The organism is Nocardioides marmoraquaticus (assembly GCF_054777915.1).
Window position 1 is genome coordinate 43,502 of the sequence record NZ_BAAHAA010000023.1, and the last position, 18,668, is coordinate 62,169.

General features: G+C 73.7%; 16 protein-coding genes. 5 read left to right on the forward strand and 11 right to left on the reverse strand.

The window, feature by feature from the left end:
• Nucleotides 1-5: 5 nt before the first annotated feature.
• The 4 genes from ACYU8I_RS15475 to ACYU8I_RS15490 form a co-directional block, all read right to left on the reverse strand.
• Nucleotides 6-1,019: an ABC transporter permease gene (locus ACYU8I_RS15475; RefSeq protein WP_460842482.1), complete on the reverse strand. Its 1,014-nt coding sequence runs from the start codon at nt 1,017-1,019 to the stop codon at nt 6-8.
• Nucleotides 1,020-1,155: 136 nt separating this feature from the next.
• Complete coding sequence (locus ACYU8I_RS15480) at nt 1,156-2,922, reverse strand: ABC transporter substrate-binding protein (protein ID WP_460842484.1); 1,767 nt, start codon at nt 2,920-2,922, stop codon at nt 1,156-1,158.
• Between the two features lie 95 nt (nt 2,923-3,017).
• A complete protein-coding gene (locus ACYU8I_RS15485; RefSeq protein WP_460842485.1) occupies nt 3,018-4,001 on the reverse strand; it encodes an ABC transporter permease in 984 nt (327 codons plus the stop codon).
• Nucleotides 4,002-4,303: 302 nt separating this feature from the next.
• The gene (locus tag ACYU8I_RS15490) at nt 4,304-4,522 is read right to left on the reverse strand and encodes an SCO4848 family membrane protein (RefSeq protein WP_460842487.1); all 219 of its coding nucleotides are present in this window, start codon (nt 4,520-4,522) and stop codon (nt 4,304-4,306) included.
• Nucleotides 4,523-4,628: 106 nt separating this feature from the next.
• Here ACYU8I_RS15490 and ACYU8I_RS15495 point away from each other — a divergent pair, with 106 nt between their 5' ends.
• Nucleotides 4,629-6,755, forward strand: a complete 2,127-nt coding sequence (locus ACYU8I_RS15495) for an ATP-binding protein (protein ID WP_460842489.1) — start codon at nt 4,629-4,631, stop codon at nt 6,753-6,755.
• 24 nt (nt 6,756-6,779) lie between these two features.
• On the opposite strand, the gene ACYU8I_RS15500 is transcribed toward ACYU8I_RS15495, so the two are convergent.
• Both ACYU8I_RS15500 and ACYU8I_RS15505 read right to left on the reverse strand, forming a co-directional pair.
• Nucleotides 6,780-6,929 (reverse strand): MFS transporter small subunit, encoded by a 150-nt coding sequence (locus ACYU8I_RS15500; protein WP_460842491.1) that lies wholly within the window; start codon nt 6,927-6,929, stop codon nt 6,780-6,782.
• A complete protein-coding gene (locus tag ACYU8I_RS15505; protein ID WP_460842492.1) occupies nt 6,926-8,323 on the reverse strand; it encodes an L-lactate MFS transporter in 1,398 nt (465 codons plus the stop codon). Before ACYU8I_RS15505 ends, ACYU8I_RS15500 begins: the two co-directional genes overlap by 4 nt.
• A 141-nt stretch (nt 8,324-8,464) precedes the next feature.
• Here ACYU8I_RS15505 and ACYU8I_RS15510 point away from each other — a divergent pair, with 141 nt between their 5' ends.
• The 3 genes from ACYU8I_RS15510 to ACYU8I_RS15520 are packed head-to-tail and all read left to right on the forward strand — an operon-like array spanning nt 8,465 to nt 12,491.
• A complete protein-coding gene (locus ACYU8I_RS15510; RefSeq protein ID WP_460842494.1) occupies nt 8,465-9,085 on the forward strand; it encodes a PadR family transcriptional regulator in 621 nt (206 codons plus the stop codon).
• Nucleotides 9,082-9,849, forward strand: coding sequence for an ABC transporter ATP-binding protein (locus tag ACYU8I_RS15515; protein WP_460842495.1), 768 nt, complete (start codon nt 9,082-9,084; stop codon nt 9,847-9,849). Before ACYU8I_RS15510 ends, ACYU8I_RS15515 begins: the two co-directional genes overlap by 4 nt.
• The gene (locus tag ACYU8I_RS15520) at nt 9,849-12,491 is read left to right on the forward strand and encodes an FtsX-like permease family protein (RefSeq protein ID WP_460842497.1); all 2,643 of its coding nucleotides are present in this window, start codon (nt 9,849-9,851) and stop codon (nt 12,489-12,491) included. Before ACYU8I_RS15515 ends, ACYU8I_RS15520 begins: the two co-directional genes overlap by 1 nt.
• Here ACYU8I_RS15520 and ACYU8I_RS15525 read toward each other — a convergent pair.
• The 5 genes from ACYU8I_RS15525 to ACYU8I_RS15545 all read right to left on the reverse strand — a co-directional run bounded on the left by ACYU8I_RS15525 (nt 12,488) and on the right by ACYU8I_RS15545 (nt 17,728).
• Nucleotides 12,488-13,651 (reverse strand): cupin domain-containing protein, encoded by a 1,164-nt coding sequence (locus ACYU8I_RS15525; RefSeq protein ID WP_460842499.1) that lies wholly within the window; start codon nt 13,649-13,651, stop codon nt 12,488-12,490. The genes ACYU8I_RS15520 and ACYU8I_RS15525 overlap by 4 nt on opposite strands.
• Nucleotides 13,648-13,953 (reverse strand): hypothetical protein, encoded by a 306-nt coding sequence (locus ACYU8I_RS15530; protein ID WP_460842501.1) that lies wholly within the window; start codon nt 13,951-13,953, stop codon nt 13,648-13,650. The genes ACYU8I_RS15525 and ACYU8I_RS15530 overlap by 4 nt, the downstream gene beginning before the upstream one ends.
• A gap of 81 nt (nt 13,954-14,034) precedes the next feature.
• Entirely contained in the window at nt 14,035-15,180 is a 1,146-nt protein-coding gene (gene hutI, locus ACYU8I_RS15535) for an imidazolonepropionase (protein ID WP_460842503.1), read from the reverse strand.
• Nucleotides 15,177-16,523, reverse strand: coding sequence for a formimidoylglutamate deiminase (locus ACYU8I_RS15540; protein ID WP_460842505.1), 1,347 nt, complete (start codon nt 16,521-16,523; stop codon nt 15,177-15,179). Before ACYU8I_RS15540 ends, hutI begins: the two co-directional genes overlap by 4 nt.
• A complete protein-coding gene (locus ACYU8I_RS15545; protein WP_460842507.1) occupies nt 16,520-17,728 on the reverse strand; it encodes an allantoate amidohydrolase in 1,209 nt (402 codons plus the stop codon). Before ACYU8I_RS15545 ends, ACYU8I_RS15540 begins: the two co-directional genes overlap by 4 nt.
• Nucleotides 17,729-17,787: 59 nt before the next feature.
• Here ACYU8I_RS15545 and ACYU8I_RS15550 point away from each other — a divergent pair, with 59 nt between their 5' ends.
• Nucleotides 17,788-18,390 (forward strand): nitroreductase family protein, encoded by a 603-nt coding sequence (locus tag ACYU8I_RS15550; RefSeq protein ID WP_460842509.1) that lies wholly within the window; start codon nt 17,788-17,790, stop codon nt 18,388-18,390.
• The last annotated feature ends 278 nt before the right edge of the window (nt 18,391-18,668 follow it).

An 18,668-nucleotide genomic window follows, 5' to 3' on the forward strand; every position in this document is an offset into this window, starting at 1 on the left:
AGAGGTCACTTCGCACGCACCCTGGGGTCGATGACGGCGTAGAGCAGGTCGACGACGAGGTTGGCCACGGCCACGAAGATCGCGACGAGGAGCACCACGCCGAGCACCATGGGCAGGTCGTTGACCCGGGTGGAGTTGATGGCCAGCTGGCCGAGCCCGGGGAGGCCGAAGACGGTCTCGGTGAGCACGGCGCTGCCGATGAGCAGGCCGAAGTCGAGGCCGAAGATCGTGACGATGGGGGTCAGCGCGCCGCGCAGGCCGTGCTTGACCACGACCCGGCGCTCGGGCAGCCCCTTGGCGCGGGCGGTGCGGATGTAGTCCTCGCCCATCGTCTCGAGCATGCCGGCGCGGGTGAGCCGCGCGTACTGCGCGGAGAAGAGCAGCGCCAGGGTGATCCACGGCAGCAGCAGGCCGAAGGCCCACTGCGCGGGGTTCTCCGCGAACGGCGTGTACGTCGCCCCCGGCGGCGTGATGCCGAGCTGGTAGCTGAAGATCGACAGCGCCAGCAGCCCGGTCCAGAAGATCGGCATCGAGACGCCGGCCAGCGCCAGGCCCATGGCGGCCCGGTCGATCAGGCTGCCGCGCTTGAGCGCGGAGACCACGCCGATGCTCACGCCGACGATGACCCACAGCACCGCGGCGCCGATCGCCAGCGAGAACGAGACCGGGAGCCGGTCGAGGATCTCGGGCAGCACCGGGTCCTGGGTGCGGAAGGAGTAGCCGAGGCACGGCGCGGGGCACCGCACGGTCTCGGCACCGGTGCTGACGTCGGTGCCGAAGAGCACGCCCTTGAGCCAGTTCCAGTACTGCACCGGCACGGGGTCGTAGAAGCCGAGTCGCTCGGCCGTCTCCTCGACGGTCGAGCCGGTCGCGGACCGGCCGACGTACCGGGTGGCCAGCGTCTCGGGCGTCGCGCCGGCCAGGCGCGGCATCAGGTAGAAGATCGCGAACGTGATCATCGAGATGACCACGACGAGGCCGACGGTGGCGAACAGCCGGCGGAGGACGTAGAGGATCACGAGCCTGGCTCGGCGGGCACCCCGACCGCCCGGTCACGAGGACCGGGGGCCGGGGCGCCCACCTGCGCCGTCACCTGCTTCCTAGGTGGTGGGCTGGGTCGGAGCGGGTGGTGCTAGTCGTGCGAGGACGACACCGTCACTGGGGGTTCACGCCCATCGCGGTGTAGTCGTAGTAGCCGAACGACTCGTTGACGAAGACGTTCGTCGCGTTCTGCGAGCGCAGCAGCACCGCCTTGGCGTAGACGCCCGGGAAGATGACCGCCTCCTCCATCACGCGCTTGTCGATCTCGCCCCAGAGCTGGTTGCGGGCGTCGTCGTCCTGCTCGGTGAGGGCCTCGTCGATCATGTCGTCGACCTCGGGGATGCGGACCGAGGTGTTCGACGAGCCGCCGGTGTCACGGATGACGCGGCTGTCGGTGATCTGCGAGAGGAAGCCGTAGCCGTCGGGCCAGTCGGCACCCCAGCCGTTGACGCAGATGCCGAGGTTGTTGTCGACGACGTACTTCGGCAGGCCGCAGGTCGCGGAGAAGTAGTCACCCTCGGCGAGCGGACGCGGCGTGGCGGTGATGCCGACCTTGGCCAGCGACTGCTGGAACGCCTCGGCGGTGGCCTTCTCCTTGGGACGCTCGGCCCGGTAGGCGACGTTGAACTCGAAGCCGTCGGGCTGGCCGCAGGCCTCGAGGGCCTCCTTCGCCTTGTCCTCCTGGCCGTTCGGGTTGTCCTTGAAGCCGTAGAGGTCGAAGTCCTGGTAGCCCGGGATCATCGGGGGCAGCAGCGTGGTGGCGATGTCGCCGCCGGCGTACTCACCGCCGTAGGCGTTCTGGTACGCCGTGGGGCTCATCGCGTACATGACGGCCTTGCGGCAGTCGATGTTGTCGAGCGGCGCGACGGTCGGGTTGATCGAGGAGTACCAGAGCCGCGCCAGCGTGGGGTTGTCGGCCCGCTCACGCAGGTCGGCCTGCTGCAGCACCTTCGGCAGTGCGGCCGGCTGCACGCCGGTGCCCGCGATGTCGACGTCGAGCGTGCCCGCGATGATCTGGTTGTCGACGTCGTCGGCGTCCATGTTGAGCTGGACGGTCATCTCGTCGGGCAGCGCCTTGCGGTTCGGGTCGCTGGCGGCGTCCCAGTTGGGGTTGCGCTTGAGCGTGAACCCGTTGGTCGGGTCGAAGTTGCCGTCGAACATGTAGGGACCCGAGGAGATGACGTGGTCCTTGTAGCGGGTGCCGGTGTCCTTGTCCTCGGGCACCGGAGCCGTCTGCGGCAGCTGCGCGAGGTAGTCGAAGCCGGCGAACGGCTGCTTGAGGTTGAAGACGATGGTGCGCTCGTCGGGCGTCTCGATGGCCTGGTCGGTGTCGACGTCGGGCGTCCGGTACGGGCCGTCGTAGTTCTCCGGCAGGTCGAGCAGCCCCTCGAAGTAGGCCGGACCGTTGGGGAAGGTCTTCTTGTCGGTCGAGCGCAGGACGGCGTACTTGACGTCCTCGGAGGTGATCGGCGAGCCGTCCTCGAACTTCAGGCCCTCCTTGAGGGTGTACGTCCAGGTCTTGCCGCCGTTGCTCGGCTCGCCGAGGTCCTCGGCGAGGTCGGGGGTCAGCTCGACGCCGGCCTCGCCGGGCTCGGTCTTGAACATCACCAGGGTGCGCGCGTAGTTGCGCAGCATGTCCCAGGAGTAGCCGTAGTAGGTCTCGCCCGGGTCGACGGTGTCGCCCCACTCGCCGGCGAGGCCGAACTTCAGCGTGCCGCCCTTCTCGTCGGACTCGTCGACGATCCCGCCGAGCGCGCCGTTGTCGAGCTGCGGCTCGCCCTCCTCGCCGCCGCCGGCGCCGCCGCCGGAGCCACAGGCACTGAGCCCGAGCGCAGCCACGGCGACCGCCGCGACCACTGCCCGCTTACGCGTGATGCGCATCCTTGACCTCTTTCTCTGGTCCGGCTCCAGCGAGCCGGTCGGCGACGGCCCTGAGCCGGAGCCGGGACTGGGGGTGGGGTGGGAGCGCACGTGGCTCACCGGCTGCTCTTGGGGTCGAAGGCGTCGCGCAGGCCGTCGCCGAGCAGGTTGAACGCCAGCACGGTCAGGAAGATCGCCAGACCGGGCCAGAACATGAAGTGCGGGACGGTGTAGAAGTTCACCGCGTCGGCGAGCATGCCGCCCCAGCTCGGCGTCGGCGGCGGGACGCCGACGCCCAGGAACGACAGCGCCGCCTCGAAGAGGATGTTGGTCGGGATGATCAGCGTCGCGTAGACGAGGATCGGCGCGATCAGGTTGGGCAGCAGCTCGGTGAACAGGATGTAGGGGCGGCGCGCCCCGAGACTGCGCGCCGCCTCGACGTACTCCCGCTCCCGCAGGGAGATCGTCTGGCCGCGGACGATGCGCCCGATGTAGGGCCAGTTGAAGAAGCCGATCACGAAGATCAGCAGGGTCAGGCGCAGCGGCAGGCCGGAGAGCCCGAACGCACTGTCGGGGAAGACGCCGGAGAGCGCGATGGCGAAGACCAGCAGCGGGAAGGCGAGGAAGACGTCCATCACCCGTGACAGCACGGCGTCGACCCAGCCGCCGAAGAACCCCGCGACGATGCCGACCGTGGTGCCGATGACCACGGACAGGAACGTCGCGAGGATCGCGATGAGCAGCGAGATGCGGGCGCCGTAGACGACGCGGCTGAAGATGTCGCGGCCGTTGACGGTCTCGAGCCCCATCGGGTGCTCCAGGCTCATGCCGCCGAAGAAGCCGTAGGGGATGCCGCCGAGGGCGGGGTTGAGCAGGTCCTGGTGGTACTCGTCGGGCGGGCCGCCGGTGATGCGGGTGACGAGCGGGGCGGCGATCGCGACCACCACGAGCAGGACGATGAAGACGGCGCCGGCGAGGGCGACCTTGTCGCGCCGCAGCCTGGCCCAGGCGATCTGCGACAGCGAGCGGCCCTCGATGTGCCGCTCCCCCGCGACGACCGCCTCGGGGTCTGCCGACATCGACCCGGTCGGGTCCTCCATCGTGCTCAGGGCGGCCTCCGGCGTCGGTGATCGATGTGGGCTCGACCACATCTCGCCGCGTGGTCAAGGCACGGTGCGCCGCCCAGGTGGTCGTGGTCAAGCAACCGATCAGCCGCGTTGCCCAATCGTGACCGGCCCGTGACTGGCCCGTGACGGGGCGCGGTCGGCGGGGGTCGCGGCCCGGCCGGCGGGGACGAACCGGGCATCCGAAGTCCCCGGTCAACCGGGGACTTCTGACTGGATCGGCCTTGATCAAGGCCGATCCAGTCAGAACGAGGCCGACCAGTCGGCCCGGTGGGGCCTCAGCGGCGACGCGAGGCCTGCAGCGCCTTCCAGCCCCACCGGCCGAGCACGCCGGCGATGACGAGGTTGACCACGATGAGCACCGAGTGGGCGACGTAGTAGCCGGTCGGACGGTCCTCCTCGGTGGTGACCAGCGCGCGCGTGAACTGGGCGTAGGTCACGACGTTCCAGACGGCGACGGCGAGGAGGGCCACGGCGTGCTTGCGCTCGAGCTTCACCCGCCCAGGGTAGGCACGGGCGGATGCGGAACCGACTGGGCCACACTGGTCCACAGTGAACGGGCATTGACCCAACAAATCGGACACTGACTGCCAGACTCGCCGCATGAGCGAGTGGCGGTGGCTGCGGATGGGTCTCTGGTGGGCGGCGTACGTCGTCACCGCCTGGGCGGGTCGACAGCTCGTGCTGCCGGAGACCGGGCTGGCGCTGGTGTGGCCCGCAGCCGGGGTCGGCGCGCTCTGGATGGCCCTCAGTCCCACCCTGCGCGAACGTGTCGCAGCAGGTGTCCTGGTCGCGGCGAGCCTCTACTTCCTCATCGTGGTGGAGATCGGCCTGCCCGAGGCCGCGTGGTGGAGCGCGGCGCAGCTCGGCCAGACCACCGTGGCGGCCGAGCTCCTGCGTCGTACGACGCGGCACCGCGAGGTCGAGGGCATCGCCCGCTACGCCCCTCGGGCCCCGCGCGACCTCGTGGGCCTGAGCGTGGCCGCGGTCGTCGCGGGGGTGCTCGGAGCCGCGGTGGGCTCGCTCGGCGTCCTCGACGCCGGCAGCCCCTGGTCGTGGTGGATCCCGCTTAGCTGGACCATCCGCAACGGCACGGGCGTCTTCCTCGTCGTGGCCCTGCTGGCCAGCATGGCCTCGACGCGCAGGTCACCCGCCTCCGCTGACGACCGGGCGCCCGGCGGCCGTCTCGAGCTCGCGGCGGCCCTGACGGTCACCCTCGGCGTCACGCTCGCCGTCTTCGCCCCTCAGGCACACGTCCCGGTCGCTTTCGTGGTGATGCCGTGCGTGGTGTGGCTGGGGCTGCGCTTCGCCCCCACGACCGCCCTGGGTGCGGCGGCGGTCCAGGGGTTCGTCGTGGTCGGGCTCACCCTCGACGGCCGCGGCCCGTTCTCGTTCGAGGCCGACCTCGCGGTGCGCGCGACGACCGTGCAGGTCTTCCTGCTGCTGTGCTGCGTGCTGGCGATGCTGCTGGCGACGTCCGCCTCGGACCGGCGGGCCCTGCTGGCCCGGGCCATGGCCTCCGAGGCCGCCGCCCAGGAGCGTGCCGACCTCCTCGCCACCGTGACCCGCACCATGCACGACGGCCTGCTCGTCGTCGACGGCACCGGTCGAGCCGTCCTCTCCAACCCGGCCGCCCACCGCCAGCTCGGCGTGCAGGCGGAGCGGCTGCAGCTCGACGCGAGCTCCGAGCAGGACGGTAGCCGCAGCCTCGACGGCACCCCCATCGCACCCGAGGACCGCCCGGCGCTCCGCGCGCTGCGGGGCGAGACCGTGGAGCAGACCGACCTCGTCCGGGTCGACGACGAGACGGGCGCCACCGCCGTGCTCTCGGTCAGCGCCGCCCCCATGGACACCGCGTCCGGCGAGCGCCTCGCCGTGCTGGTGCTCTCCGACGTCACCGAGGAGCGCGCCCGCCTCGGCGAGCTCAAGGGCTTCGCCGGGGTCATGGCCCACGACCTCAAGGGCCCCGTCGCCGGCATCCGGGGCTGGGCCGAGATCCTCGACGACCAGCTCGACCACCTCGGCGGCGACGTCGCCCCCGCCCGCGCGACCCTGATGCGGATGCAGGGCTCGGCCGAGCGCGCGCAGGACCTCGTCGACGACCTGCTCGCCTACGCCCAGGCCGGCACCGGCGCCCTCGACGTGCAGCCCACCACGCTCGCCGACCTCTGGGACCAGGCCCGCGCCCAGCTGCCCACCATCACCGGGGAGGGCTGCGAGATCCGGTACGCCCACGGCGACGACGCCGTCGAGGTCGACGTCGTGCTCGTGCGGCAGCTGCTGGTCAACCTCGTCGGCAACGCGCTGAAGTACGTCGCCCCCGGCGTGGTGCCGCGGGTGCGCATCTCCAGCCGCGTGGTCGGTGACCGGCTGCAGGTCGAGGTCGCCGACAACGGCATCGGCATCCCCCGCGAGGAGCAGGCGAAGGTCTTCGAGGGCTTCGTGCGCTCGTCGCGCACCGGCGGCTACCCCGGCACCGGGCTCGGCCTGGCGATCTGCGCCCGCGCCGTGCAGCGCCACGGCGGCGTCATCGGGGCCCGCGACGCCGGTCCCGAGGGCGGCACCCTGATCACCTTCACCCTCCCCCGGCCGACCACCACGGTCGCCCCGTCGCAGGTCCCGGTCCCCGTCGCTGTCGGGCCCGGACCGGCGGAGCTCGCCCGGTCCCTCGCAGGTGACGTCGCAGGTGACGTCGCAGGTGACGTCGCCGCCACCCCCGAACCCGTCTGACCCCTCCGGCGTCCGCGTCGGCGCTCAGCCGAAGAGCTGTGCCGCCTTCACGAGGGTCTGCCACAGGCCGTAGGCGAGCGGCACGCCCACGAGCACCCACGCCAGCACGATGAGGAGCGGGCTGGTCGTGGAGTGGGTCAGGGTGTCGGGCGTGGTGTCGGTGTGCTCGCTCATCGGGCTCCTCCGGAGGTCGCGGCGTCGCGGGTCGGCTCCTCGATGCCGGAGCGTCGGGCGGCGTCGTGGTCGACGTGCTCGCTGGCGACGGGGGTGACGGTCAGGTTGGCGACGAAGCCGACGACGAGCAGCCCGACCATCGTCAGCAGCGCCGGGTAGTAGTCGCTGGCCACGAGCTGGCCGGGCTCGCCGGCGGCGTCGAGGAAGCCGTTGACGATGAGCGGCCCGGCAACGCCGGCGGCCGCCCACGCGGTGAGCAGCCGGCCGTGGATGGCGCCGACCTCGAGGGTGCCGAACATGTCCTTGAGGTAGGCCGGGATGGTCGCGAAGCCGCCGCCGTAGTAGCTGAGGATGACCATGGCCAGCAGCACGAAGAGCGCGACCGAGGACTGGCCCAGGGTGGCCATCAGCAGGTAGAGGACGGCACCGACCCCGAGGTACATCATGTACGTCGGCTTGCGGCCGATCTTGTCGGACGTGCTCGACCACACGAACCGGCCCGCCATGTTGGCCAGGCTCAGCATGCCGACGAAGCCGGCGGCGGCGCCCGGGCTGACGGACGACTCGCCGCCCTCGCCGCGGAAGAAGTCCTGGATCATCGGCGCGGCCTGCTCGAGGATGCCGATGCCGGCGGTGACGTTGCAGAACAAGATCACCCACAGCGCCCAGAACTGCCGGGTCTTGATGGCCTCGCTGGCTCGGACCAGGGCGCCGTTGCGTCCCGGCTGGTGCTCGGCGGTCTCGTCGTCCTCGTGGCCGGGCGCCACCCGGATCAGCGCGGAGCCGACCAGCATGAAGACGAGGTAGACCAGCCCGAGGGTGAGGAAGGTGCTGGCGAGCGGCGCCGCGTCGGTGGTGTCGGCCGAGCCGCCGTACAGCCCGAGCAGCGCGGTGGAGGCGGGCGAGGCGATCAGCGCGCCACCTCCGAAGCCCATGATGGCCATGCCGGTGGCGAGGCCCGGGCGGTCGGGGAACCACTTGATCAGGGTCGAGACCGGCGAGATGTAGCCGATGCCGAGGCCGATGCCGCCGATGACCCCGTAGCCGAGGTAGAGCAGCCACAGGCTGCCGACGGCGATGCCGAGGGCCCCGACGAGGAAGCCGGTGCCCCAGCACAACGCGGCGGCGAACATGGCCTTGCGCGGGCCGCTGCGCTCGACCCAGGTGCCCAGCACCGCCGCGGAGAGTCCGAGCATGACGATGGCGATCGAGAAGATGATCGCGATCGCGGTGGCCGAGGTGTCGAAGCGACCCTGCAGCGGAGTCTTGAAGACCGAGAACGCGTAGACCTGTCCGATCGACAGGTGCACGCACAGCGCGGCCGGCGGGATGAGCCACCGGCTGTAGCCGGCGGGCGCGACGCTGCGGCTCTTGTCGAGGAATGCGAGTGCCATGGGCCGGACCTCTCGTGTGGGCTGTCCCCTGGTACCCGGCGGTGAGTGACTGTTAACACACCGGTCCGCGGACGTCGGGTGGATACCGGGTATGCATACGTGATATGCATACCCGGTATCCACCCGACCGAGGAGGACCCCATGTCGGTGAGGCACTCGCTGCTGGCGCTGCTGGAGGAGGGGCCGAAGTACGGCTACCAGCTCCGCACCGAGTTCGAGCGGCGCACGGGCGGCACCTGGCCGCTCAACGTCGGGCAGGTCTACAGCACCCTCACCCGACTCGAGCGCGACGGGCTCGTCGCCGGTCGGGGCGAGGACGACGAGGGCCACCTCGTCTACGCGCTCACCCCGGCAGGGCACGACGAGCTGGCCGGCTGGTTCGCCACCCCCGTCGCCCGCACGCAGCCGCCGCGCGACGAGCTCGCCATCAAGCTGGCGCTCGCCGTCACGGTGCCGGGCGTCGACGTGGGCGCCATCATCCAGCGCCAGCGCACGGCCACCATGACCGCGCTGCAGCAGTACACCCGGCTCAAGCGCGACGCCCCGGGCACGGCCGCACCCACCGTCGACCTCGCCTGGACGCTCGTCCTCGACGCGCTGGTCTTCGACGCCGAGGCCGAGATCCGCTGGCTCGACCACTGCGAGACACGGGTGCGCCGCGCCGCGACGCAGCGGACCGCGGCGACCGACCCCGTCGCCGTCCCCGCCGCCGTCGCCGAGCCCGGACCGGCCGCGAGCGCCGCGAGGGGCGGCACCCGATGAGCGCCGACTCCAGCGGCGGGCTGCCCGGCGGTCTGCTCGGCGCCGCCCCGACCGCCGTGCTCGCGATCGACGAGGTCTCGCGGGTCCACGGCCACGACGAGACCGAGGTGCACGCCCTGAGCGGGGTCTCGCTGGCCGTCTTCCCGGGCGAGCTCGTCGCCGTCATGGGCCCCTCGGGGTCCGGCAAGTCGACGCTGCTGACCCTGGCCGGCGGCCTCGACACCCCGACGTCGGGACGCGTGCTCGTGGAGGGCCACGACCTGGGCGAGATCGGCCCCGCCGGCCGGGCGCGGCTGCGCCGCACGTCGGTGGGCTACGTCTTCCAGGACTTCAACCTCGTGCCCGCCCTGACGGCGGCGGAGAACGTCGCCCTGCCCCTCGAGCTCGACGGCGTGCGCGCCAGGGCGGCGCGGGGGGCGGCCCTGCGCGCGCTCGGCGAGGTCGGCATCGAGCAGCTGGCCGACCGCTACCCCGACCAGATGTCGGGTGGGCAGCAGCAGCGGGTCGCCATCGCCCGCGCCGTCGTGGGCGAGCGTCGGCTGGTGCTGGCCGACGAGCCGACCGGCGCGCTCGACACCGAGACCGGCGAGGAGGTGCTGCGCATGCTGCGCGCCCGCTGCGACGCCGGCGCCGCCGGCGTGATGGTGACCCACGAGGCCCGGCACGCCGCCTGGGCCGACCGCGTCGTGTTCCTGCGTGACGGGGTCGTGGTCGACGAGTCGCAGCCCATGGCGGCCGCGCAGCTGCTCGAGCAGGGCGTGTGATGCGCGGCCGGCTGGTCGGTTGGTCGCTGCCCCTGCGCCTCGCGCGCCGCGACGCACTGCGGGCCCGGGGCCGCAGCCTGCTGGTGCTCGTCATGATCGGCCTGCCCGTGCTGGCCGTCACCGCGGCCGCCGTCGTGCTCAGCACCTCCGACGTGCGCGGCGCGGAGGACGTCGACCGCCGCATCGGTGCAGCCCAGGCCGAGGTCGTCTCTGAGCCCGGCGTCACCCAGGTCTGGCAGGGCGCCGACACCAGCCAGGCGGGCTGGGGCAGCGAGGGCGACGGGTCGAGCCCCGCCCTGCGCGCGTCGCAGGTCGAGCGGCTGCTGGGCGGCGACCGTCCGACGACACGCGTCGAGTCCGGTGCCGTGCGCCTGGTCACCGACGACGGCGTCACCTCGGCCGAGGCCACCGAGACCGATCTCGAGGACCCCCTCACGCAGGGCCTGTTCCGCCTGGTCTCCGGCCGCTGGCCGACCAGCGCCGACGAGATAGTCGTCAACCAGGCCGTCCTCGACGAGGGGTACGCCGTCGGCGACCGGCTCCGGGTCCCGGACGAGGGCCGCCCCACCCCCGTCGTCGTGGGGGTGGCGGAGTCCACCACCCTGCGGAGCGCGCCGGTCGTCGCCGGTCCCCTCGGCTCGACCGGCCTCGAGCCGAGCCCGAGCCGCACCTGGTTGGTCGGGGGCGACCCCGTCACGTGGTCCGACGTACGCCGCCTCAACGACGCCGGCGCCGTGGTGACCTCGCGGGCCGTCCTGCTCGACCCGCCGTCCCAGGCCGAGCTGCCGCCGGAGGCGCGGTCCACCGGCGAGAGCGACCCGACGACCATGGCCGTGCTGGCTCTCGTCGTCGCCATGGTCGTGCTCGAGGTGACCCTCCTGGCCGGGCCGGCCTTCGCCGTCGGCGCCCGACGGCAGTCCCGCACGCTGGCCCTGCTGGTCGCCTCCGGCGGCACCCCGCGCCAGGCTCGTCGTGTCGTGCTCGCGACCGCCGTGGTGCTCGGCGGGGTGGCCGCCGCAGCCGGCGCGGTCGCCGGGCTCGTGACCGCGGTCGCGCTGCTGCCGGTGCTGCAGCGCTTCAGCGGCACCTGGTTCGGGCCGTTCGACGTGCCGTGGCTGCTGCTCGGCGGCGTCGCCGCCCTCGGCCTCGTGGCCGCGCTGCTCGTGGCGCTGGCCCCGGCCGTGCTCGCGTCGCGCCAGGACGTCGTCGCCGTGCTCGCCGGCCGGCGCGGCGAGCCGAGACCCTCGCGTCGTTCGCCGGTCATCGGCGCCGTCCTGCTCGGTCTCGGTGTCGCCGCCGCCCTGGTGGGCGCGCTCGAGCCCGGCCGCGAGGCGGTCATCGCGGTGGCCGGCGCCGTCTCGGTCGTCGGCATGGTGCTGCTCGTGCCGCTGGTGCTCTCGTGGCTCGGTCGCCTGGCGGGCCGGCTGCCGCTGGTCCTGCGCTACGCGGTGCGCGACGCAGCACGCCAGCGCACCCGCACGGCTCCCGCCGTGGCCGCGGTCGCGGCGACGGTCGCCGCCGTCGTCGCCCTCGGCATCGGCGCCTCGAGCGACGCCCGGGAGAACGAGGCGACCTACCTGCCCTCGCTGGCGGCCGGCGCGGGCGTGCTGACCGTCGGGGCGTTCGACGTCCGCGACCTGCAGCGCACCGACTGGGACGCCGTGCGTGCCCTGGCGGGACGCGTCGTCCCCGGGGCCACCCTCACCGACGTGCGCGGCTTCACCGACCCCAACGGCTACGCGGAGGTGACCGGCCCGGACGGGACCGCACCGCTGCTCTCCTCCTACGGCTCGGGGCTCGGCAGCGACGTCCTCGTCGGGGCCGCCGCGATCGACGCCGTCCCTGGCCTCGACGACGCCCAGCGCGACGAGATCCGGCGCAGCCTCGCCGCCGGACGCTCGATCGTCTTCGCCGACGAGGTGCCGCGCCGCGACGCACCCGGCGGCGACGAGGCCACCCTGCGCCTCGACCGCATCGACGACGCGACCGGTGAGGCCCGACCGGTCGCGGAGGCGACCTTCCCGGCCACCTACCTCGGCACGGCCGGCCCCGCGGGTGCCCAGGCCGTGCTGACCCCCGAGGTCGCCGCCGAGCTCGGCCAGCCGGCGCGCACGGTCGGGGTGCTGATGACCGGCACCGACATCAGCCCGGCTCAGGAGGAGACACTGGCGGAGGCGATGTCGGCCGCCTCGGAGTACGGCGGGGTGTTCGTCGAGCGTGGCTACCAGGACGACGACGAGGTCGTGGTGCTGCTCGCCGTGCTCTTCGCGCTCGGTGCGGTGCTGGTCCTCGGCGGCACCCTCACCGCGACCTCGCTCGCGCTCTCCGACGCCCGGCCCGACCTCGCGACGCTGGCCGCGGTCGGGGCCTCGCCCCGCACCCGCCGCAGCATCGCGGCGTCGTACGCGCTCGTGGTGGGGCTCGTGGGGGCGGTGCTCGGTGCGGTGGTCGGCGCGATCCCGGGCTTCGCGATCGCGGTGCCACTGACCTCGACCGACTACGGCCCGGCGCCGACCGGTCCCTACCTCGACGTGCCGTGGCTGCTGCTCGGCGGGCTCGTCGTCGTGCTGCCGCTGCTGACCGCGGCGGTCGTGCTCGTGACCTCGCGGGCCCGGTTGCCGCTCGTGGCCCGAGCCGCCTAGCGCACGACCTCCAGCAGGCCCTCCCGCACGAGCCGGCGGGCGAGCACGACGGCGGAGGCGTCGTCGAGACCGAGCTGCGACGGGGTCAGGTCGCCCTCGGCCAGCAGCGCCCGCAGCGTCGTGACCGCGGGCTCGATGCGGGCGGGCACCGAGACGCGGCGGTCACCGAGGTGGAGGTGGAGCCGGTCGGACTCGTCGCCGGTGCCGCGGCGCACGACGCAGGGCTTGCCGGGACGGCGGCGCAGCGACGTCGCGACCGTGATCTCGTCGAGCGACATGCGGTCGACCAGCGCGCCGCGCAGCGGGGCCTGCCGTCCGGTGACGAAGTCGGCCTGGTGGGCGGCGACCACGTCGTCGGCGTCGGTGGAGCGCAGCGCGGCGGCGAGCTCCTCGAGCCGCTGGGCGAGGCCGTCACGGAGCAGCTCGGGCCGGTCGAGGTGACCGGCCGGCAGGTGGCCGCCGTCGTCGACGGCGCGACGGGCGCGGCGTACGGCCCGGTCGAGCAGCGTCGACCAGGTGTGCTGGTTGATGCCGATGGTGACGTGCAGCGAGACGGTGCCCTGGGCGCGAGCGGCGTGGGGGGTGCCGGTCGGGAGGTACATCGACACCCCCGGCTCGAGCAGCACCTCGCGCGGACCCGCGTCGGCGTCCTCGCCCGGCGCCGGGTGCACCTCCCACAGCTTGGAGCCGTGGGTCTGGAACACGAACACGTCGTGGGTGTCGCTGTGCACGGCGAAGCCCTGGGAGCCGGGCGGCGTCAGGTAGGCGTTGGCCTGGCAGGGATGACCGAGGTCGAGCTCGAGCTCGGCGACGAGGCGGGCCAACGGCGTCCAGTAGCGCTGCAGCCCCTGGAGCACGAGGGTCGCGCCCCCCTCGAACAGGTCGATCACCTTGCGGCCGTCGACCAGGCCGGCCAGCGGCACGCCGCCGAGCACGGCACCGGTGCGGGTGAAGGCCGTCGACGCCAGCACCTGGCCGTCCTGCGCCATCCGCACCGCGGGGGTGCGGATCGCGGTGCTGGTCAGCAGGTGGTCGACGTCGTCGAACGACAGCAACCCGACCAGCCGGTCAGGGTCGGTGTGATGCAGGTGCGTGCGGGACGCCCAGGCCTTCTCGACGAAGGCCTGGGCGTCACCGCTGAGCAGGTCGAGCGCGCTCACGCCTCGGAGGAGTCCCCGTCGACGCCGTCGTGGGGCGCGGAGTCGCTGTCGCCGGAGTCGAGCGGGCCGTGCTCACCCGCGTCGGACGACTCGCCGTCGACCCCGTCGGCCGAGGGGCCGTCGGTGTCACCCGCGTCCAGGGGACCGTGCTCGCTCGAGTCGTCGTCGACGCCGTCGGCCGAGGGGCCGTCGGTGTCACCGGAGTCGAGCGGCCCGTGACTGTCGTCGGCGGGGCTCGTGCCGCTGCTGGCGGTGGGGGTGGTCTCGATCTCGTCGTCGCCGAGGCCCTGGTCGGGTGCCATGTCCTACCTCCTGGTCAGGTGCGCCCGCCCTGGGCGCTGCCGTCCCGGTTCCCCAACTCCCCCCGGTGAATCGGTCGGGTCTCAGGCGAGCACCTCGGCCACCAGCGGCACGCCGGGGCGGTACGCGAGGTGCAGGTACGACGGCGCGTCGAGCACGGCGAGGTGGGCCCGCCGTCCCGGGGCGAGGACGCCCACGTCGGCGCGGTCGAGGGCCTGCGCGCCGCCGGCCGTCACCGACCACAGCGCCTCGGCCGGAGTCATGCCCATCTCGCGCACCGCGAGCGCGACGCACAGGGGCACCGAGGAGGTGAAGCACGAGCCGGGGTTGCAGTCGGTGGCGAGCGCGACGGTGACACCGGCGTCGAGGAGCCGGCGGGCGTCGGGGTAGGGCTGGCGGGTGTTGAACTCCACTCCCGGCAGCAGCGTCGCGACCGTGCCGGACGAGGCGAGCGCGTCGACGTCGGCGTCGTCGAGGTAGGTGCAGTGGTCGACCGCGACCAGGCCGAGCTCGCACGCCAGCCGCACGCCGGGGCCGGGGCCCAGCTGGTTGGCGTGCAGCCGGCCGCGCAGGCCCTTCGCCGTACCGGCCTCCAGCACGGTGCGTGCCTGGTCGGCGTCGAAGGCTCCCCGCTCGCAGAAGGCGTCGACCCACCGGGCGTGCGTGGCGCACGCGTCGAGCATCGGGCCGGTGACCAGGTCGACGTACGCCGCGGGGTCGGTGCCGGTGGGCACCACGTGCGCCCCCAGGAACGTGGTCTCGTCGGTGTGGCGACGGGCGATCGCCAGCGACCGGGCCTCGTCAGCGACGGTGAGGCCGTAGCCGCTCTTGACCTCGACGGTGGTCGTGCCCTGCCGCCGCATCTCCGCGAGGAGCCGCACCAGGTTGGCCTCCAGCTGCTCGTCGGCGGCCGCGCGAGTGGCGGCGACGGTGGTGCGGATGCCACCGCCGTCGTACGGCGTGCCGGTCATCCGCGCCGCGAACTCAGCCGCCCGGTCGCCCGCGAAGACGAGGTGGCTGTGGGAGTCGACGAACCCCGGCACCACTGCACGTCCGCCGAGGTCGCGCGCGACGTCGGCCGCGGGCGCGTGCGGTCGCGGCCCGACCCACACGACCCGGCCGCCCTCGACCACGACCGCGGCGTCCTCGAGCAGCCCGAGCGGCGTGCCGTCGTGCACGGGGTCGTTGGTGACCAGCTCGCCGATGCCGGTCAGCAGCAGCGAGCTCATCGGGCCTCCTGATCGAGTCGTGTGTCTGAGAGGGCGCCCGGGCGCCCTGTGGGGCACACGACTCCCACCACGTCGGCGCCCGAGGCGGCGTGCACCAGGGTCTCGGCGCTGGCGCCGGTGCCGCGGGTGCGCACGCTGGCCAGATCGACGGTCACGAGGTCGGCGCGGGCGCCGACCTCCAGCCGGCCGGCGTCGTCGAAGCCCAGGCTGGCGTGCCCGTCGTACGCCGCTGCGGCGAGCAGCTCGGCGGCCGACCAGTGGCCGCGCTGCTGCGTGGCGAGGCGCTCGTGCATCTCCACGGCCCGCATCTCCTCGAACAGGTCGATGACCGCGTGGCTGTCGGAGCCGAGCGTCAGCACCGCGCCGGCCTCGTGCAGCCGACGCGACGGGCCGATGCCGTCGGCCAGGTCGCGCTCGGTGGTGGGGCAGAAGCAGACGCGGGTGCGGCTCTCGCCGAGCAGCCGCACGTCGGCGTCGGTGAGGTGGGTGGCGTGGACGGCCGTCGTCAGCGGTCCGAGCGCGCCGGCCTCGGCGAGCAGCTGGGTCGGGGTGAGGCCCGTGGCGGCGAGGCACTGGTCGTTCTCGGCGACCTGCTCGGAGAGGTGCACGTGCAGCGGCCGGCCCCGGGCGGCCTCGACGACGACGGCCAGCTGCTCGGGCGGCACCGCGCGCACCGAGTGGATCGCCACCCCGACCCGGTCGTCGGCGAGGTCGGCGACCCGCTCGGCCCACCGGTGGGCGTCGCCGTCGCTGAAGCGCACCTGCACCCCCTCGGGCGCTCGGCCGAACCCCGCCGCGAGGTAGCAGGTGTCGAGCAGCCGGATGCGCACGCCCGCGTCGTCGGCCGCGGCCAGCAACGCCCGCCCCATCGCGTTGGGGTCGTCGTACGGCGTCCCGTCGGGCTGGTGGTGCAGGTAGTGGAACTCCCCCACCGCCGTGATCCCCGTCGCCCGCATCTCGGCGTACGTCTCGCGCGCCAGCTCGAAGTACGCGTCGGGCGTCAGCTCGGCGGCCAGGGCGTACATCTGCTCCCGCCACGTCCAGAACGACCCCCGCTCCCGCTGCGTCCACCCCCTCAGCCCCCGGTGGAACGCGTGGCTGTGGCAGTTCGCCAGGCCGGGGAGGGTCAGGCCCTCGACAGCGGTGGCCGGGGTGGCGAATTCCCCGGTCGACCGGGGAATTCGCCACTCGTCGGCCGTGATCTCGGCCGACGAGTGAGGAAAAGGGCCGTCCAGTGGGGCGGGAGTGACGGACGTGATCACGCCGTCGGCGACCTCGACGGCGACGTCGGGGGCGACCGTGCCGTCGGGGAGCAGGGCGTGCTCGAGCAGGTACGTCGTCACGACACCAGCTCCGCGAGCACGTCGGTCAGCGCCTCGACCCCGGCCAGACAGTCGGCGGTCTCGGCGTGCTCGTCGGGCGAGTGGGAGACGCCGGTGGGGTTGCGGACGAACACCATCGCCGTCGGTACGCCGCTCGCCGCGAGCACGCCGGCGTCGTGGCCGGCGAGCGACGCGATGGCGGGGGCGTCGTCGAGCAGCCGCGACAGCCGGGCGGTCAACGTGGCGTCGAAGGCGACCTCCGGCGACACCGACTCGGCGGTCACCGCCGACGAGGTGCCGTCGCGGTCGGCGCGCTCGGAGGCCTGCCGCTCGACGGTGGCGACGAGGGCCTCGAGCGCGTCGGTGGTCGCGGCGCGGGCGTCGAGCCAGGCGGCGACGAGCGACGGCACGGCGTTGGTGCCGTTGGGCTCCACCGACACCCGACCGAAGGTGGCCCGGGCCCCGGCGAGCCGGGCCTGCTTGTTGGCGGCGAGCACGGTCATCGCGTAGGTCAGCATCGGGTCGCGCCGGTCCTCCATCCGCGTGGCGCCGGCGTGGTTGGCCTCGCCGCGGAAGTCGAAGCGCCACCGTCCGTGGGGCCACATGACCGAGGCGACCCCGACCGCCCGGTCGCGGTGCACCAGGTCACGGCCCTGCTCGACGTGCAGCTCGACGGCGCAGCCGACCTGGTCGAGCCAGCCTGCCCGGCCCAGCGACGGCTCGACACCCGCTGCCGCCATGGCGTCCCCCAGGGCGACCCCGTCGCGGTCGCGCAGCCCGTACGCCGCCTCGCCCGCCGTGGCGCCCGTGGCCAGCCGCGACCCCAGGCACGCCAGCCCGAACCGCGACCCCTCCTCCTCCGCGAACGCCGCGACCACGACCGGGCGGCGGGGCTCGACCCCGCGCGCCCGCAGGCCGTCGACGGCAGCCAAGGACGACACGACGCCGAGCGGACCGTCGAACGCACCCCCCTGCAGCACCGAGTCGAGGTGGCTGCCGGTCAGCACCGCGTCTGACCGCTCCCCGCCGGGCAGGTCCCACCAGGCCAGCAGGTTGCCGTTGCCGTCGGGCTCGACCGCCAGGCCGCGGGCGTGGGCCTGCTCGACGAACCACGCCCGCAGCTCCAGCTCGGCCGTCGCGTAGGGCTGTCTCAGGTATCCGCCGGACGCCGCCCGACCGACCGGTGCCAGGTCACGCCACATCGCCTCGAAGCCGTCGCCGCTCATCGCGACCACCCTGCCACCGCGGACCGCCGGGGGCGGGGGCACCTGCGACGATGCGGCGCGTGGAGTTCCGCGAGGTCGTGCGCCGGCGGCGCATGGTGCGCCGATACACCACCGACCCCGTCGACCCGGCGGTCGTCGACCGGGCGCTGGCCCACGCGGTGCGCGCGCCCAGCGCCGGCTTCACGCAGGGCTGGGCCTTCGTCGTGCTCGACACCCCCACCGACGTCGCCCGGTTCTGGGCCGCCACCACCGGTCCGGGCGCGCCCGACCGCTGGCTCCAGGGCATGAGCCGCGCGCCCGTCGTGGTGCTGCCCTGCTCGCGCAAGGCGGCGTACCTCGACCGCTACGCCGAGCCCGACAAGGGCTGGACCGACCGCGACGAGGCCCGCTGGCCGGTGCCCTACTGGCACTGCGACGCCGCGATGGCCGCCCTGCTCGTGCTGCAGACGGCGGTCGACGAGGGCCTCGGCGCGTGCTTCTTCGGCGTGCCGCCCGACCGGCTCGACGACCTCCGCGTCGAGCTCGGCATCCCCGCCGACGTCGACCCGGTCGGCGCCATCACGCTCGGCCACCCCGAGCCGGGCGGCGCCGCGGGCTCCCCGAGCCGACGGCGTCGCACGCCGCTCGACGAGGTCGTGCACCGGGGCGGCTGGCAGGACTGACGACACGCCCCCAGTCCACCGCTGGTCGGCCGCGAGGGCCAGCACGCGGAGCGCCGTGGCGTCTCGCATCCGAGACAGGCCCGTTGCCGTCACCAGGTCGCGCGGTTCGTCCCGGCCCGGGGCTGGTCGACGCGCGAGCGCAGCGACCCGGCTCCGCTCCCTGAGGTGCGAGCGGAGCGAGCGGGACTGCTGAAGGTCTGGTTGTCACTTGGGGTGTGTGGTTTCAGGCCGCGTCAGCGGCCGTGTAGATGGTCTCAAACTCGATCGGGGTGAGCTTG

Bases quoted from the DNA above. Each gene is read 5' to 3' on its own strand.
- hutI (WP_460842503.1), bottom strand. From the start codon at position 15,180: ATGAGCTCGCTGCTGCTGACCGGCATCGGCGAGCTGGTCACCAACGAC.
- ACYU8I_RS15495 (WP_460842489.1), top strand. From the start codon at position 4,629: ATGAGCGAGTGGCGGTGGCTGCGGATGGGTCTCTGGTGGGCGGCGTAC.
- ACYU8I_RS15505 (WP_460842492.1), bottom strand. From the start codon at position 8,323: ATGGCACTCGCATTCCTCGACAAGAGCCGCAGCGTCGCGCCCGCCGGC.
- ACYU8I_RS15520 (WP_460842497.1), top strand. From the start codon at position 9,849: ATGCGCGGCCGGCTGGTCGGTTGGTCGCTGCCCCTGCGCCTCGCGCGC.
- ACYU8I_RS15545 (WP_460842507.1), bottom strand. From the start codon at position 17,728: ATGAGCGGCGACGGCTTCGAGGCGATGTGGCGTGACCTGGCACCGGTC.
- ACYU8I_RS15485 (WP_460842485.1), bottom strand. From the start codon at position 4,001: ATGGAGGACCCGACCGGGTCGATGTCGGCAGACCCCGAGGCGGTCGTC.
- ACYU8I_RS15500 (WP_460842491.1), bottom strand. From the start codon at position 6,929: ATGAGCGAGCACACCGACACCACGCCCGACACCCTGACCCACTCCACG.
- ACYU8I_RS15510 (WP_460842494.1), top strand. From the start codon at position 8,465: ATGTCGGTGAGGCACTCGCTGCTGGCGCTGCTGGAGGAGGGGCCGAAG.
- ACYU8I_RS15515 (WP_460842495.1), top strand. From the start codon at position 9,082: ATGAGCGCCGACTCCAGCGGCGGGCTGCCCGGCGGTCTGCTCGGCGCC.
- ACYU8I_RS15480 (WP_460842484.1), bottom strand. From the start codon at position 2,922: ATGCGCATCACGCGTAAGCGGGCAGTGGTCGCGGCGGTCGCCGTGGCT.
- ACYU8I_RS15530 (WP_460842501.1), bottom strand. From the start codon at position 13,953: ATGGCACCCGACCAGGGCCTCGGCGACGACGAGATCGAGACCACCCCC.